This is a genomic window from Sandaracinus amylolyticus, from assembly GCF_000737325.1.
In the GTDB taxonomy this organism is placed as follows: Bacteria; Myxococcota_A; Polyangia; order Polyangiales; family Sandaracinaceae; genus Sandaracinus; species Sandaracinus amylolyticus.
Window position 1 is genome coordinate 8,823,223 of the sequence record NZ_CP011125.1, and the last position, 14,228, is coordinate 8,837,450.

Here is a 14,228-nt window from a genome sequence, read left to right on the forward strand (position 1 = left end):
GATGGCGATCGACGAAGCGCTCGCCGCGCAGGTGCGAGCCGCGCTCGCGGACGCGAGTCACGTGCGCGAGGTCAAGATGTTCGGTGGCCTCGGCTTCGTGCTGAACGGCCACATGGTCGCGGCGAGCTCCGACCGTGGCCTCCTCGTGCGCGTCGGCGAGCCCGGCGAAGCCGAGGCGCTCGCCAAGCCGGGCGCTCATCCGATGGTGATGAACGGCCGCACGATGCGCGGCTTCGTCCGGGTCACGGGCGCGCTGGATGCGCGAAGCGTCGAGTCGTGGCTGCGACTGGCGCGCGTTTTCGTCGAGACGCTGCCCGCGAAGGAGAGCGGTGCCGGCTCCAAGCGCAGGAGGGCGACGCGATGATGCGGAGGATCGGAGTCGGCGCGCTGTGTTATCTCGTGCCCACGTTCGTGTTGGGGTTCGTGTGGCACCTCGTGGTGTTCGAGAGCTACTACGAGCGTCTGGCGATGTATCGACAGGACGTGATCGTCCCGTTCGGATTCCTGTCGATGACGATTCAGGCCCTGCTCTTCGCCTGGGTCTTCGACACTTCGTTCGCTCGTCGCGCAGCGGGTGTGGGTCGGCGCGCGCTCGCCTTCGCTGCGTTCGGCGCCGCGCTCTCGTGGAGCTTCACGACGATCGCCGTCGCCGCGAAGAACGTGATGACGTCCGTGCCGGACTACCTGCTCATCGAGACCGCGTTCACCGCCGTGCAGTGGGCGATCGTCGGGCCGCTGATGGCGCTCTCGCACGCGAAGCTCGCGCCGGCGTCGGACGCGGCTCCGCCTCGAGCATCGGCGGCGATCGCGCCTGAATGAACGTGCGCTCGTGCCTCGAGCGCGAATCGCGAGATCGTCGACGGCAGTCGCCGAGATGCTCTGAAGTCGGAGCGCGCGCGATTAGATCCCCGAGAGCACGAGTCCGGACTCATGCGCTCGGTCGAGATCGCGGGTGGGGCGATTGCGGCGCTTCTCGCGCTGATGGCGGCACCGTGCCGCGGCGACCCACCGCTGGAATTCCGACACGAGAGCTACGTCGGCGTCGCGCCTTCTGCCGATGACGACGTGACGTGGACGCGCGTGCTGTGGCTCGATCGCGGTCTCCTGCACGTCGAGGCGCGTTACGGCTACGAGGGCGACGACATCGCCACCGCGCTCGGCGGGCTCCACTTCGCGGGAGGCTCCACGCTCACGTACGACGTGCACCTCGCGCTCGGGCTCTCCGCGGGCGCGACCTCGGGCGGAGTCGTGGCATATCGCGCCGAGCTCGTGCTGGGCACGCTCGATCTGTCGAGCGAAGGCGAGCTCTTCGTCGAGTGGTCACAGCGCGCCGAAGCGTTCTTCTTCACGTGGACCGAGCTCGGCTGGTCACCCATCGAGTGGCTGCGCGTCGGCGGCGCGATGCAGAGGACGCGCTTCTACCAGAGCGCGCGAGACGTCGATGCAGGCCCGTTCGCCGGCGTGTCGTCGGAGTCGATCGACGTCGCGCTCTATCTTTTCGGGCTCGGCACCGACGAGACGAACGGGCTCGTGTCGATCGGCGTGACGTTCTGAGCACGTCAGTCGACGGCGATGCCGCGCGCAGCCGGGACGGAGAGAGGGCCCACAAGATCACTCTTGTGGGCCCTCCGAGGGTCCGTCACGTCAGTCGACGCACGGATGTTCGAGGTGGATGGGGAAGGGCTTCTTCCGGTATTCGATCCTACCGTCAGGAAGCCTGCGTCGGCGGCTGAACCGAATCGGTCCGCCGCACTTTCGGCAGCTCTGGTGAGCCATTGTCGGGTTCCTCATCTCCGCGAGGAACGGATGAATCACACCAGAGTCTTGACCGATCGGCGCTCGGGCCGATAACTTGGGCTCGCTTCACGGAAGCCAGATCCACCGCTGCTCCTCAGTAGTGGGCGGTCTGAAGAGAGGGCCCGGGTACCAGCCGGGCCCTTTCTTTTTTCCGTCAGTCACGCCGCCGTCGTAACTGCCGACGCATCGTGCGCATCATACGACGATGCGCCGGCACCGCCCCGAAGAGCGGTGCCGCTCACTCGTTCAGCTGCAGCCCAGACTCGCGCCGCAGTTCAGGCACTTGTAACAAGCGCCGTTGCGGACCGTGATGTGGCCGCACTGATCGCACATCGGCGCGTCGCCCATCATCTCGCCGAGCTGCTGGTCGAGCACGCTGCCGCCGCCCTTCGCCGCCGCGTGATCGGCGCCCGCGAACGCGAGCTCGATCTGCGGCGCCTTCGTGATCGCCGGGGGCGCCATGCTGTCGATCTGGCCCGCCGGGAGCTTCTGCACCGCGTCCGCGTCCGTCGGGTTCGAGAGCTCCATCTGCGTCTCCGCCGGCGGCACCTGCGCGAAGTCGTAGCGCTGGAGATATTCGACTCCGAGCACGCGGAAGACGTAGTCGATGATCGACGTGCTGAACTTGATGTTCGGGTGTCCCTCGACGAGACCGCCCGGCTCGAAGCGCGTGAACGTGAACTGATCGACGTACGCGCTCAGCGGCACTCCGTGCTGGAGGCCCATCGACACGCTGATCGCGAAGCAGTTCATCAGCGAGCGGAAGGCCGCGCCTTCCTTGTGCATGTCGATGAAGATCTCACCGAGCGAGCCGTTCTCGTACTCGCCGGTGCGGAGGAACACCTTGTGGCCTCCGACCTTCGCCTCCTGCGTGAAGCCGCGGCGACGCTTGCTCATGCGGTGACGCACGCTGATCGGCGGCGCCTTCGCGTTCTCGACCGTGCGCGGCTTCGCCGGCTCGCTGACGACCTGCGGGACGAGCGCAGCCGCGGGCGCCGCCGCGATCTTCTCGCTCTTCGCCTCGGCCTTGTCGTCCTTCTCCGCGCTCGACGTCGAGAGCGGCTGGCTCGCCTTGCACCCGTCGCGATAGAGCGCGACCGCCTTGAGGCCGAGCTTCCAGCCCTCGTGATAGATGCGCTCGACCTCTTCGATCGTCGCCTCGTTCGGCAGATTGACGGTCTTGCTGATCGCGCCGCTCAAGAACGGCTGCGCCGCCGCCATCATGCGAACGTGCGCCATCGGCTCGATGAAGCGCTTGCCGTGCTTGCCGCAGCGGTTCGCGCAGTCGAACACCGCGTAGTGCTCCTTGCGCAGGTGCGGCGCGCCCTCGACCGTCATGCGGCCGATGACCACGTCGTTGAGCTCCTCGATCTGCTTGCGGGTCAGACCGAAGTGCTCGAGCAGCGTGAAGCCGGGCTTGTTGTACTGCTCGGGCTTGATGCCGAGGCGCTCGAACGCGCTCGTCCCGATCACCCACGGCGAGAGCGCCTGCGACGCGTCGAACACGCCGGGCAGCGCCTTCTCCGCCTTGCTCAGCTCGCTCTCGGTCAGGCCCTTCTCGATCAGCATCGAGCGCGTCAGATAGGGCGCGCCGGTGAACGTGTTGGTGCCGCTGACGTACGCGATGATGTCGGCGATCTGCGCCGGCGAGTAGCTGAGATTGCGAAGCGCGTCGGGCACGCTCTGATTGACGATCTTGAAGTACCCGCCGCCCGCGAGCTTCTTGAACTTCACCAGCGCGAAGTCGGGCTCGATGCCCGTCGTGTCGCAGTCCATCAACAGGCCGATGGTGCCAGTCGGCGCGAGCACGGTCGCCTGCGCGTTGCGATATCCGTACTGCGTGCCGAGCTCGACCGCGTGATCCCAGTCCTCGCGCGCCGCGCCGAGGAGATCGTCGGGAACACCGGTGTCGCCGCTGCCGACGATGGCGGGGAACTCCGCCTCGTCGATCATGTAGGCCATGTCGCGGTGCTTGCCCATCACGCGCAGCATCGGCTGGCGATTGCGCATGAAGCCCGGGAACGGGCCCTTGCTCGCCGCCATCTCCGCGCTGGTCTTGTACGCGTGACCGGTGAGGATGGCAGTCAGCGCGCCGCACCACGCACGGCCAGCATCGCTGTCGTACGGGATGCCGAGGCGCATCAGCAGCGTGCCGAGGTTCGCGTAGCCGAGCCCGAGCGGACGATAGTCGTGGCTGTTCTTGCCGATCCGCTTCGTCGGATAGCTCGAGTGATCGACCAGGATCTCCTGGCTCGTGAACATGATGCGAATCGCGTGGCGATATCCCTCGACGTCGAACTTCCCGTTCTCGTCGAGGAACTTCACGAGATTGATCGACGACAGGTTACAGGCCGTGTCGTCGAGGAACATGTACTCGCTGCACGGATTGCTCGCGTTGATGCGATCCGTGTTGGGGCACGTGTGCCACGCGTTGATCGTCGAGTCGTACTGCACGCCGGGATCGGCGCACTGCCACGCGCTGTCCGCGATCTTCCGCCAGAGCTCGCGCGCCTTGTACGTGTCGACGACCTCGCCGGTCGTGCGCATCGTCGTCTGCCACTCACCGTCCTGCTCGACGGCGCGCATGAACTCGTCGTTGACGCGGATCGAGTTGTTCGAGTTCTGGCCGCTCACCGTGTGATAGGCGTCGCCGTTGAAGTCCGCGGGATAGCCGGCCGCGATCAGCGCGCGCGCCTTCTTCTCCTCGCGGGTCTTCCACTCGATGAAGTCGACGATCTCCGGGTGATCCATGTCGAGGCAGACCATCTTCGCGGCGCGCCGCGTGGTCCCGCCCGACTTCGTCGCGCCCGCCGCGCGATCGAGCACCTCGAGGAAGCTCATCAGGCCCGAGCTCGTGCCGCCGCCGCTCAGCTTCTCCTGGCGTCCGCGCAGGTTGCTGAAGTTCGTGCCGGTGCCCGAGCCGTACTTGAAGAGGCGCGCCTCGTTCTTCACGAGCTCGTAGATGCCCATCAGGTCGTCGCCGACCGACTGGATGAAGCACGCCGAGCACTGGGGGCGCTCGTAGGCGTTCGTCGTCTCGAGGACGTCGTCCTTCTTCTCGTCCCAGGCCCAGTTGCCGCCCTGGCCCTCGATGCCGTAGCGCTGGTAGAGGCCGAGGTTGAACCAGACGGGCGAGTTGAACGCGGCGCGCTGGGTGACGAGCAGGTACGAGAGCTCGGCCTCGAACGCGTCGGCGTCCTCCTTCGTCGCGAAGTAGCCGCCCTGCGCCTCGCCGGCCTCGCGCACGGTGCGCGCGATGCGGTGGACGAGCATCTTCACGCTCGTCTCGCCCTTCTTCGCGTCGCCCTTCACGCCCGCCTTGCGGAAGTACTTGGAGACCGCGATGTCGGTCGCGAGCTGCGACCAGTCCTCGGGGATCTCCGCGCCGCGCATCTCGAACACGACGGAGCCGTCGGGGTTCGTGATGACGCTGTCGCGCAGCTCGTAGATGATCTCGTCGAGCGGCTCGACGCCCGAACGCGTCCAGCGCCGCGCGATGCGGAGGCCTTGCTCCTCGATGGGCAGCGCGTGGTGACGCGCGCTCGCGGGAGAGTGCGACTGCGGCTTGCTGTCGACGGTGTTGCTCACGGTTCGAGTATCTACGGACACGGCTTTCCTCCCGCCACCTACGCATTGGCCGCAGTCGCGGCGTTTTCCGCTGGGTCTCGGCCGGACCCCCCAGGTCCGACCCGAACGGCAACGGAGACGAACGACAAGACAAAGAAGAGAAGAGACAAAGGGACCCCGGCCCCTGAGCTGCGGCGCCCAGGGCATGTCTCCCCCTGTTTCCCGGAAAAGGGACGAGTCCCCGATCGAGCTACGTCCGACCCGGCCTACGACCGGGGACGGTACGTCCTGTCACACAAGTCGCTGCCTCGCACCTACAAGGGGTGGGCTCGTCGTCCACCCGAACCCACGACGGCTTGTGGAAGGACCCCCTGGATAAACGGGCACCGGAGGGGTGGTCAAGGGGTCTGAACGCATGTTTTTTCCGATTCGCATTTCTCCTGCGATTTCAGCATCTTGAGTTGGCATCACAGGGGATGCGGAGAGCGCTCGGGCGGCAGGTATCGGGGACGATGACGCGAGATGACGATATGTGCACTGTCATTTCGCGAACCATACAAGCTGTCGTGGTGCCCGCCCCAGAAAACCGCAAGACCGCGCGGCGGTATCGCACCGGATCGCACCCGAGACGCGGGGTTTCCCTCGGGGTGTCGTCGCGGATCGCCGGCGAGACGAGCGGGTGACGGATCCGTCGCGATCGCCCGGGCGCGGCAGCGATGAAAGAACTTTGAAGTCGCGCAGATGCCCGCCAACCCCGTTGCCCTCGCGGCGGCGCGCGGGTTAGAAGCGAAACGCCGGGGAAAGTGGGGACGCACCCCGGCGTATTCGGAGCGCCTCGGCCGCGCGGTAGGACCACCGTGTGGCGGGTCTCGGAGGAGACATCGATGGATCAGCAGCCGCAGTACGCGCAGCCGCAGCACCCGGGGCATCCCGGCGGCTACGGGCAGCAGCCCATGCAGGGCATGACGCCGGCGCCGATGGGCGCGCCCGCGGGGGGCGCGAGCGTCGCGCACGCCATCACGCACGGCCCGTCGTTCGCGATGCTGCGCGTCGATCTGCAGCCCGGTCAGGTCGTGATCGCCGAGGCGGGCTCGATGGTCGCGCGGCACTCGCACGTCGCGATGGAAGTGAAGATGAACGCGGGCAAGAGCGCCGGCTTCCTCGCGAAGGTCTGGGCGCTGATGATCGCGTTCATCCGCAAGGTCGTCGGCGGCGAGACGTTCTTCGTGAACCACTTCAGCGCGCCGCAGCCCGGCAGCGTGTGGATCGCGCCGACGATGAGCGGGCAGATCGCGCATCGCCGCCTCAACCCCGGCGAGAAGCTCGTGCTCTCGAGCGGCGCGTACGTCGCGAGCGCCGGCGACATCGACGTGAAGATGAAGTTCGGCGGGCTGAAGTCGATCCTCGCGAAGGAGGGCGCCTTCATGCTCGAGGTGAGCGGCACCGGCGATCTCTGGTTCACCAGCTACGGCGGGATCCAGGCGATCGACATCAACGGCCCGTACATGGTCGATAACGGCCACCTCGTCGGGTACGAGGGCAACCTCACCATGAACATCAAGAGCGCGGGCGGCGGCCTGCTCGGGTTCATGGCGTCGGGCGAAGGGCTCGTCTGCGAGTTCAACGGACAGGGCCGCATCTACATCCAGTCGCGCAACCTCAGCTCGCTCGCGGGCTGGCTCACCCCGCTCATGCCTTCCTGAGGAGTCACGACGATGCAGATCGACATCGGATATCGTCCCGCGCACTCGCTCGCGAAGGTGTCGCTGGGCCACGGCGAGCAGATCGTCGCGGAGTCGGGCGCGCTCGTCGGCATGAGCACGAACGTGCACATGCAGACCCAGTCGCAGGGCGGGCTGATGGGCGGGCTCAAGCGCCTCTTCGGCGGTGAGAGCTTCTTCCGCAACACGTTCACCGCGAGCAACGGGCCCGGCGAGGTGCTCCTCGCGCACGCGCTCAACGGCGACATGGTGACGCTGGAGATGACGCCGGGAGGTTATTTCCTCACGAGCTCGTCGTTCATCGCGTCGACGCCGAACGTGCAGATCGAGACGAAGCTCGGCGGGATGAAGAGCTTCTTCTCCGGCGAGGGCATGTTCGTCATGAAGGCGAGCGCGCAGTCGCCGGGACAGCTCCTCGTCGGTGCGTTCGGCGGCATCGAGGAGCTCGTCTGTCAGGGCAACATGGTGATCGACACCGGTCACCTCGTCGCGTGGGACGCGAGCCTGACCTACAAGGTCGGCAAGAGCGGCAGCGGGTGGATCGCCAGCTTCCTCAGCGGCGAAGGCCTCGTGTGTCACTTCGAGGGCCAGGGGCGCATCTGGATCCAGTCGCGCAATCCCCCGGCGTACGGGCAGGCGGTCGCGGCGATGCTGCCGCCGCGCAGGGCGTGATCTCGGCGAAGAGAAGAGGAGAACGACGAACATGCGTTACGAGCTTCTCGAGAAGCCGGACTTCACGATGGTGAAGGTCACCTTCGATCAGCAGGGCGAGTCGATGCTCTGCGAGGCGAGCGCGATGGTCGCGCGCGACTCGAAGATCGACATGAAGACGCAGATGCAGGGCGGCTTCCTCGCGGCGGCGAAGCGCAAGCTGCTCGGCGGCGAGAGCATCTTCCAGAACACGTTCACGGCGACCGCGCCCGGCCAGTCGCTGTACTTCGCGCCGGCGCCCGAGGGCGACGTGCAGGTGCTCGAGCTCGACGGGCACACCCCGATCCTGATGAACAGCGGCGCGTTCCTCGGCGCGGCGCCGAGCGTGAACCTCGACACGAAGTGGGGCGGCACGCGCGGCTTCTTCAGCGGGCAGGGCTTCTTCCTCCTCAAGGCGGAGGGCACGGGCCCCGTGTTCTTCGCGAGCTACGGCGGCATCCACGCGGTCGACGTCGGACCGGGTGGATACGTGTGCGACACCGGGCACGTCGTCGCGTTCACCGGCGGGCTCAACTACAACGTGCAGCGCCTCGGCGGGCTGAAGAGCCTCTTCTTCAGTGGCGAGGGTCTGGTCTGCAATTTCCAGGGCCAGGGGCGCCTCTGGATCAGCACGCGCAACCCGGGCGGGCTCGTGAACTTCGTGCATCCGTTCCGTCCGGTGCAGCGCTCGAACGGCTGAAGAAACCGAGTCCACGTGCTCCGCACGTTCCCGTGCGGACCCCGCGCCAGCGAGCGCTCCAGCTGGACTGAGCTAAGCCTCGCGCGTGCGAGGTGAGGTCGTGAAGACGGCGATCGCGATGCTCGCGATCGCCGTCGTCGTTCCGGTGGTGGCGCGCGCGCAGTCCTCGTACGACGTGCAGTCGCGGACGATCGCGCGGGTGCTCGCGTCGGGCGGGATCGGCGGGCGCTTCGGGCGTCCGCTGTGTCAGCACGGGCTCACGATCGAGCCGTCGCAGAGCGCGCTCTTCACGTACGCGCTGGTGCGCGAGGCGCGATCGCCCGACGCGCCGATGGTGCTCGACACCGGCGGGCTGCTCGCGCCGCACGGCGTCGCGCGGTTCGCGGCGGTGTCGGATCCGACGGCGCTCGCGGAGCTCGTCGATCGGCTCGGCTATCGCGCGCTCGCCTTCGGCGTGGAGGAGCTGGGCGCGCCGCGCGCGTCGCTGCTCGACGTGATCCGATCGCTGCGGCGGCGCCGCATCCCGTCGATCGCGACCAACCTGCGCTGCGAGGACGAGGCGGTCGTGCTCTGCGATCTGCTCGTCGACGCGGGCGATCGTCCCTCGGTGCACGTCGTCGACGGGCGGCCGATGGCGGTGCTCGCGTTCCTGCCCGACGACGCAGCGACGCAGATCGCGCCGGAGAACTCGGCGGGGCTCTCGATCGTGCCGATCGCGGAGCGGATGCCCGAGGAGGTTCGGACCGCGCGCGCGATGGGCGCCGAGGTCGTCGTCGCGGTGGCTGCGATCGAGACCGAGGCCGCGCTCGAGCTCGCGCGCGAGCTGCCCGAGGATGGTCGCCCCGATCTGCTGCTGCTCGCGGGCAGCGGCGAGCTGCTCTTCGCGCGACCGTCGACCGTGGTGCCCGCGATCGCCGAGGCGCCGCGCGGCGATGCGGTGGAGATCCTGATCCGCGAGGGCCTCTTGCGCGCGGGCTACGAGATGGTCGTGCAGCCGCTCGGCGGGCGCGGCATCGACGTCGGCGAGCCGGTGCTCGACTTCCTCGATCGCATCGGCGAGGACTACTGCGCGGAGTGGGGCCGCGTGCTCGGCGGCGGGCTGCTCACGCGCGAGCTCGACGCGAACGGGCTCGCCGAGCTCGCGGCGCGCGTGGTGCTCGAGGCGGCGGACGCGGACGTCTCGGTGATCAACCTCGGCGCGATCGACGAGCGCTGGAGGACGGCGCGCGAGGACGCGCTGACGGCGAGCGATCTCTACATCGCGCTCGAGTACGACGAGCCGCTGGTGGTCGCGGACGTGCCCGCGTCGTGGGTGGTGGAGCTCGCGCGGAGGAGCGCGGACCAGCACCTCGTGACGCCGGGCCTCGAGCGCGACGGAGACGGTGCGCGCGTGCTCGGGAGACCCGTCAACGCGCGCGCGACGTATCGCGTGGTGACGCTGCGCTTCCTCGCGAGCGGAGGCGACGGCGCGCTGCCCGCGCTGCCCGAGGGCACCACGTGGAGCCCGCTCGACGTCGGCACGCTGCGCTCGGTGGTGCTCGAGCGGCTGCAGCGCGGGAGCGAGCTCGACGCGCGCGAGGCGCTCGAGGATCCCGCGGTGACGCCCGAGTGGATCGTGAGCGCGAACGCCGATGGATCGTTCTCGGGCTCGTCGATCGACAACCCACGACGCCCGGACGGCACGCCGCTCTACGACTCGGCGCTGCTCAACCGCGGCGACACGATCGCGCTCGGGCTGGAGATCAACCTGCGCGCGGACGCGACGGCGCCCGATTGGTCGTGGGAGAACAGCGGCCTCTTGCGCTATCGCGCGCAGTGGACGCCGAGCATGACGCCCGGCGTCGCGGGCGCGTTCGCGGAGGCGGTCGATCAGATCCAGCTGCGATCGCTGGGCGCGTGGCGCGGGCTGCGCGTGGATCCGGCGCACTGGTACGTGCCCGACGCGTACGCCGAGATCTTCCTCGAGAGCGAGCTCAGCGAGCCGCCGGGGCGCGGATGGCACTGGATGCTCTTCCGCCCGACGATCGGCGCGCGGTTTCCGCTGACGAGCGAGCTCGACGTGAAGCTCTCGACCGGTCTCCAGGCGCAGCTGCTCGATCCGAACGGCGAGGCCGAGTGGGGTGTCGGTGCGGTGGTGCAGCTGCGCCCGTGGGACATCGCGCGCATCGAGCAGCGACACGTGACGCTGCAGGGGCTGCTCGACTGGTTCGTGGTGGACCTCGGCGATCAGAACCGGTGGCAGCTGCGCGGATCGTTCGACGCGATGTTCGACCTCGCGGGGCCGCTCGCGCTGACGCTCGGCGTGCGGCTCTACATGCAGCAGGAGCGCGCGGATCAGCTCGGCGTCGCGCTCGATGCGACGGCGGGGCTGCGGCTCGGCTGGCTGGGACGCGCAGTCGGTCCCGAGCTGTAGTCGAGCTGGGGTCGATCGGGACCAGCGGAGCGCGGGGTGCTCGGGAGCGGCGCTCGCTCCGTGTTTCGCCCCGCTTTCCGCGGTGTTCTGCGCGGCGCGGACGTTGCTGTTCGCCTTCGTGTGCGGACGTCGATGGTGCCGTGGGTCGCGCTCGCGCTGGCCGGGTGTGAGGGAGTGCTCGGCGGGCCGGAGCACGATCCGACGGACCCACCCGCGTTCGTCGCGCCGCTCGAGTCGGTGACGCTGTTGCCGTTCGACGTGAGGCTCCAGCGCGTCGCGGACGCGGTCGGCGTGAGCACCGACGATCCGATCCTCGCGGACCTGCGCGCGGCGCGCCTCGAGCTGGGCGATCACGACTACGGCGCGGGCGTCGCGCCCGATCTCGCGTGGTCGGCGCGCCGCATGACGTCGTGGGCGCGTGCGCTGCGCCCGGTGTGCGCGTCGGAGGCGATGCGCGCGCGGTATCCGGCGCTGCGCGATGCGCTCGAGGAGCTCGCGATCGCGGCGTACGGGCGGCGCGCGACCCCCGAGGACTACGACGCGTACGACGCGGCGCTCGCCGAGGTGCCGCTCGTCGGCGACGCGCAGTACCGCGCGATGTGCATCGCGCTCCTCAGCAGCACGGAGCTCGTGGCGCGATGAGAGCGATGATCGTGCTCGCGGTGCTGGCGCTCGGGTGCGCGGCGGGCGAGCTCGATCGCGCGCGGTTCGAGGTCGATGGAGGCGCGGGCGATGGGAGCATCGTGGCCGCGCTCGAGAGCGAGGCCGCGCTGGCGCGACGGCGCGACGCGATCGCGCCCGAGGACGCGGAGCGCTACGCGCGACGGCTCGCTCCGATGCTGGTGCGTCGCTCGCTGCGCGAGAGCGAGATCGAGCAGCTCGAGCGCGGCGGGCTCGCGCTCGCGACGGTGCTCGACGCGTGGACGTCCGAGCCGGGCCTCGAGCGCGCGGCGCGCGACATGATCTCGACGCTGCTCGGCACGAGCGGGCATCGCGACGGGATCGATCTGGACCTGCCGGGAAACCTCGCGGCGCACCTGGTGCGCGCGGACGCACCGTGGTCCGGGATCCTCACGAGCGATCACTGCGTCGACGCGAGCGGCGCGGCGAGCGCGTGCGACACCGGCGCGCCCTACGCGGCGGGCGTGATCACGACGCGCGCGTTCCTCGCGGGCAACCACAGCCGCTACAACCTCCGCCGCGCGCGCACGCTGATGCGGCGCTTCGCGTGCGTCGACTATCCGATCGCCGACGACGTGCAGCCGCGCCTCGAGCGCGCGCTGCTGATCCCGATGTTCCGCGCGACGAGCGCCGACGATCAGACCGAGGACGCGGCGCGCGCGGGCTTCGGCAACGGGCTCGCCTGCTACACGTGCCACGGGCAGTTCGGCGCCCACGCGCAGCTCTTCGTGCGCTACGACCGCGACGGCCGCTACCGCGCCGACGCGACGGGTGCGCAGCGGGCGGGCGGCGAGCTCGGCGTGAGCGACGTGGAGGGGCTCTACGCGTCGCACTTCGTCGACCCCGAGCGCGCGCGCGACGAGCGCACCGAGATGCTCGGACAGGAGGTCGCGTCGCTGCCGGACGCGGCGCGCGTGATCGCGACGAGCCCCGCGTTCCTGCCGTGCGCGACGCGTCATCTGCTCGCGTACGGCTTCGATCTCGCGGAGCCCTCCGGGCCCGCGATCGACGCACGCACGGTCGACGAGATCGTGCGCGACGCAGGGCCCGATCCCTCGCTGCGCGCGCTCGCGCGCGCCGCGTTCCTGCACCCCGACGTGATCCGCGCCGCGCTCGCCGCGAACGAGGCCCGATGACCAAGCCGTACGTCGATCGACTGCCCTCGTCGCAGCGCCGGACGTTCCTCAAGTGGCTCGCGCTCGCGAGCGCGGCGCCCGCGCTCTCGACGTCGTTCCGCGCGCGCATCCGAGACGCCGCGCTCGGCCGCGCGCACGCGCAGCTGCCGCCCGACGCGACGTTCCTCGTCGAGATCTGCATGCGCGACCAGCTCGACTTCGGGCACGTGATGGTGCCGCCGGGGCTCGCGCGCCACGCCTCGCTGCGCCGCGGCGAGCACGGCCGGCAATGCGCGCTCTTCTACCGGCAGGACGAGCTGATCGAGGCCGCGCCCGACGTGTTCCTCACGCCGCAGTCCGAGGTGCTGCGCCCGTACGTCGGCGACATCGCGATGATGGAGCTCTGCGAGCTCACCGACGGTCCGGTGCACGGGCACGAAGCGGCGAACCCGGTGCGCTCGCCCGGTCGCACGCGCGCGCAGGGCAACGGCCGCATCGCGATGTGGGAAGGCGAGCCGGGCGGCGACAGCTCCGAGGGCGCGTTCTACTCGAGCACGCCCACGCCCTTGGCGCTGCACAACTGGTGGCAGCGCCAGCACGACGGGACGATCCACAACGCGGTCGTCATCAAGGGCACCGAGCGCGCCCACGCGATGTACCACTTCGGCGCGGGGCTGCCGGGGAGCGAGCCCGATCGCTTCCAGACCGTCGACGCGCTGATGCGCGAGTTCCCCGCGACCGCGATCGATCGCAACGTGCTGCCCGATCCCGGCGAGGCCGAGCTGGTGCGTCGCTTCCTCGGTCGGGTCGATCCGCGGCTCTTGGAGTCGCGCGGGTACTCGGCCGCGGCGGTGAGCGCGCACGACGCGCAGCTCGACGACGTGCAGCGTCTCCTGCACCTCGGCGCACCGCGGGTGGTCGATCTGCGGCTGACCGAGGAGGACGTCGCGTTCTGGTCGGCGGATGTGCCGGCGCGCTACGGGCGCACCCGCATCGACGCGTGGGAGCAGGCGGCGTACGCGTTCAAGCTGATCGAGGGCGGGCTCGTGCGCAGCGTCGCGATCGAGATCGACGTCGGCGACGTGCACGGCGAGCGCACCGAGGCGCAGATGCGCGATCAGACGCTGACGACGGTGCTGCCGCTCGTCAGGCTGATCGAGCGCTTCCAGGCCGCGGGGATCTGGGATCGCACGCTGATCGCGATCTCGAGCACCGACGGAGGGCGCGCGCCGGCCGCAGGCTCGTCGGGCGACGAGGGGAAGAACGGGTTCCTCCTCGCGGGCGGTCGCATCCGCGGCGGCTACTACGGCGACGTGCGCGTCGCGGGTGACGACGGCGACGGGCACCGCTACAGCTATCACATGCCCGACGGCGCGAGCGGCGCGGCGATCGCGGAGGGCACGCTCGTGAACGATCGGCGCATGAGCGGCGCGCCGGTGTGGAGGACGATCGCGCGCGCGCTCGACGTGCCCGACGAGGCGGTGATGCGCTTCCCCGACATCGCGAGCGCGCGCGCGTGTCAGTGGATGCTGAAGTGATCAGTC

The 14,228-nt window shown here is 69.5% G+C and carries 11 protein-coding genes; 10 read left to right on the forward strand and 1 reads right to left on the reverse strand.

The features are described 5' to 3' along the window. The first annotated feature begins 1 nt into the window (after window position 1). The 3 genes from DB32_RS37180 (at window position 2) to DB32_RS37190 (ending at window position 1,554) form a co-directional block, all read left to right on the forward strand. A complete protein-coding gene (locus DB32_RS37180) occupies window positions 2-364 on the forward strand; it encodes a TfoX/Sxy family protein (RefSeq protein ID WP_053237402.1) in 363 nt (120 codons plus the stop codon). Further along, a complete protein-coding gene (locus DB32_RS37185) occupies window positions 361-819 on the forward strand; it encodes a hypothetical protein (RefSeq protein ID WP_075097713.1) in 459 nt (152 codons plus the stop codon). Before DB32_RS37180 ends, DB32_RS37185 begins: the two co-directional genes overlap by 4 nt. A gap of 246 nt (window positions 820-1,065) precedes the next feature. Continuing rightward, window positions 1,066-1,554, forward strand: coding sequence for a hypothetical protein (locus DB32_RS37190; protein ID WP_157069906.1), 489 nt, complete (start codon window positions 1,066-1,068; stop codon window positions 1,552-1,554). A gap of 489 nt (window positions 1,555-2,043) precedes the next feature. Here DB32_RS37190 and DB32_RS37195 read toward each other — a convergent pair whose 3' ends face one another. After that, entirely contained in the window at window positions 2,044-5,385 is a 3,342-nt protein-coding gene (locus tag DB32_RS37195) for a vitamin B12-dependent ribonucleotide reductase (protein ID WP_075097714.1), read from the reverse strand. 863 nt (window positions 5,386-6,248) lie between these two features. Here DB32_RS37195 and DB32_RS37200 point away from each other — a divergent pair. The 7 genes from DB32_RS37200 to DB32_RS37230 all read left to right on the forward strand — a co-directional run bounded on the left by DB32_RS37200 (window position 6,249) and on the right by DB32_RS37230 (window position 14,222). Beyond that, a complete protein-coding gene (locus DB32_RS37200) occupies window positions 6,249-7,067 on the forward strand; it encodes a TIGR00266 family protein (protein WP_240481298.1) in 819 nt (272 codons plus the stop codon). Between the two features lie 12 nt (window positions 7,068-7,079). Beyond that, window positions 7,080-7,757 carry a TIGR00266 family protein gene (locus tag DB32_RS37205; protein ID WP_053237405.1) on the forward strand — a complete coding sequence of 226 codons (678 nt, stop codon included), beginning with the start codon at window positions 7,080-7,082 and terminating at the stop codon, window positions 7,755-7,757. 31 nt (window positions 7,758-7,788) lie between these two features. Beyond that, a complete protein-coding gene (locus tag DB32_RS37210; protein ID WP_053237406.1) occupies window positions 7,789-8,475 on the forward strand; it encodes a TIGR00266 family protein in 687 nt (228 codons plus the stop codon). A gap of 85 nt (window positions 8,476-8,560) precedes the next feature. After that, on the forward strand, window positions 8,561-10,888 hold the full coding sequence (locus DB32_RS37215; RefSeq protein ID WP_053237407.1) for a bifunctional UDP-sugar hydrolase/5'-nucleotidase: 2,328 nt from the start codon (window positions 8,561-8,563) through the stop codon (window positions 10,886-10,888). Window positions 10,889-11,008: 120 nt separating this feature from the next. Beyond that, window positions 11,009-11,530, forward strand: coding sequence for a hypothetical protein (locus tag DB32_RS37220; protein WP_169791681.1), 522 nt, complete (start codon window positions 11,009-11,011; stop codon window positions 11,528-11,530). Then, complete coding sequence (locus tag DB32_RS37225) at window positions 11,527-12,705, forward strand: hypothetical protein (RefSeq protein WP_053237409.1); 1,179 nt, start codon at window positions 11,527-11,529, stop codon at window positions 12,703-12,705. Before DB32_RS37220 ends, DB32_RS37225 begins: the two co-directional genes overlap by 4 nt. Beyond that, the gene (locus DB32_RS37230) at window positions 12,702-14,222 is read left to right on the forward strand and encodes a DUF1501 domain-containing protein (RefSeq protein ID WP_053237410.1); all 1,521 of its coding nucleotides are present in this window, start codon (window positions 12,702-12,704) and stop codon (window positions 14,220-14,222) included. Before DB32_RS37225 ends, DB32_RS37230 begins: the two co-directional genes overlap by 4 nt. The last annotated feature ends 6 nt before the right edge of the window (window positions 14,223-14,228 follow it).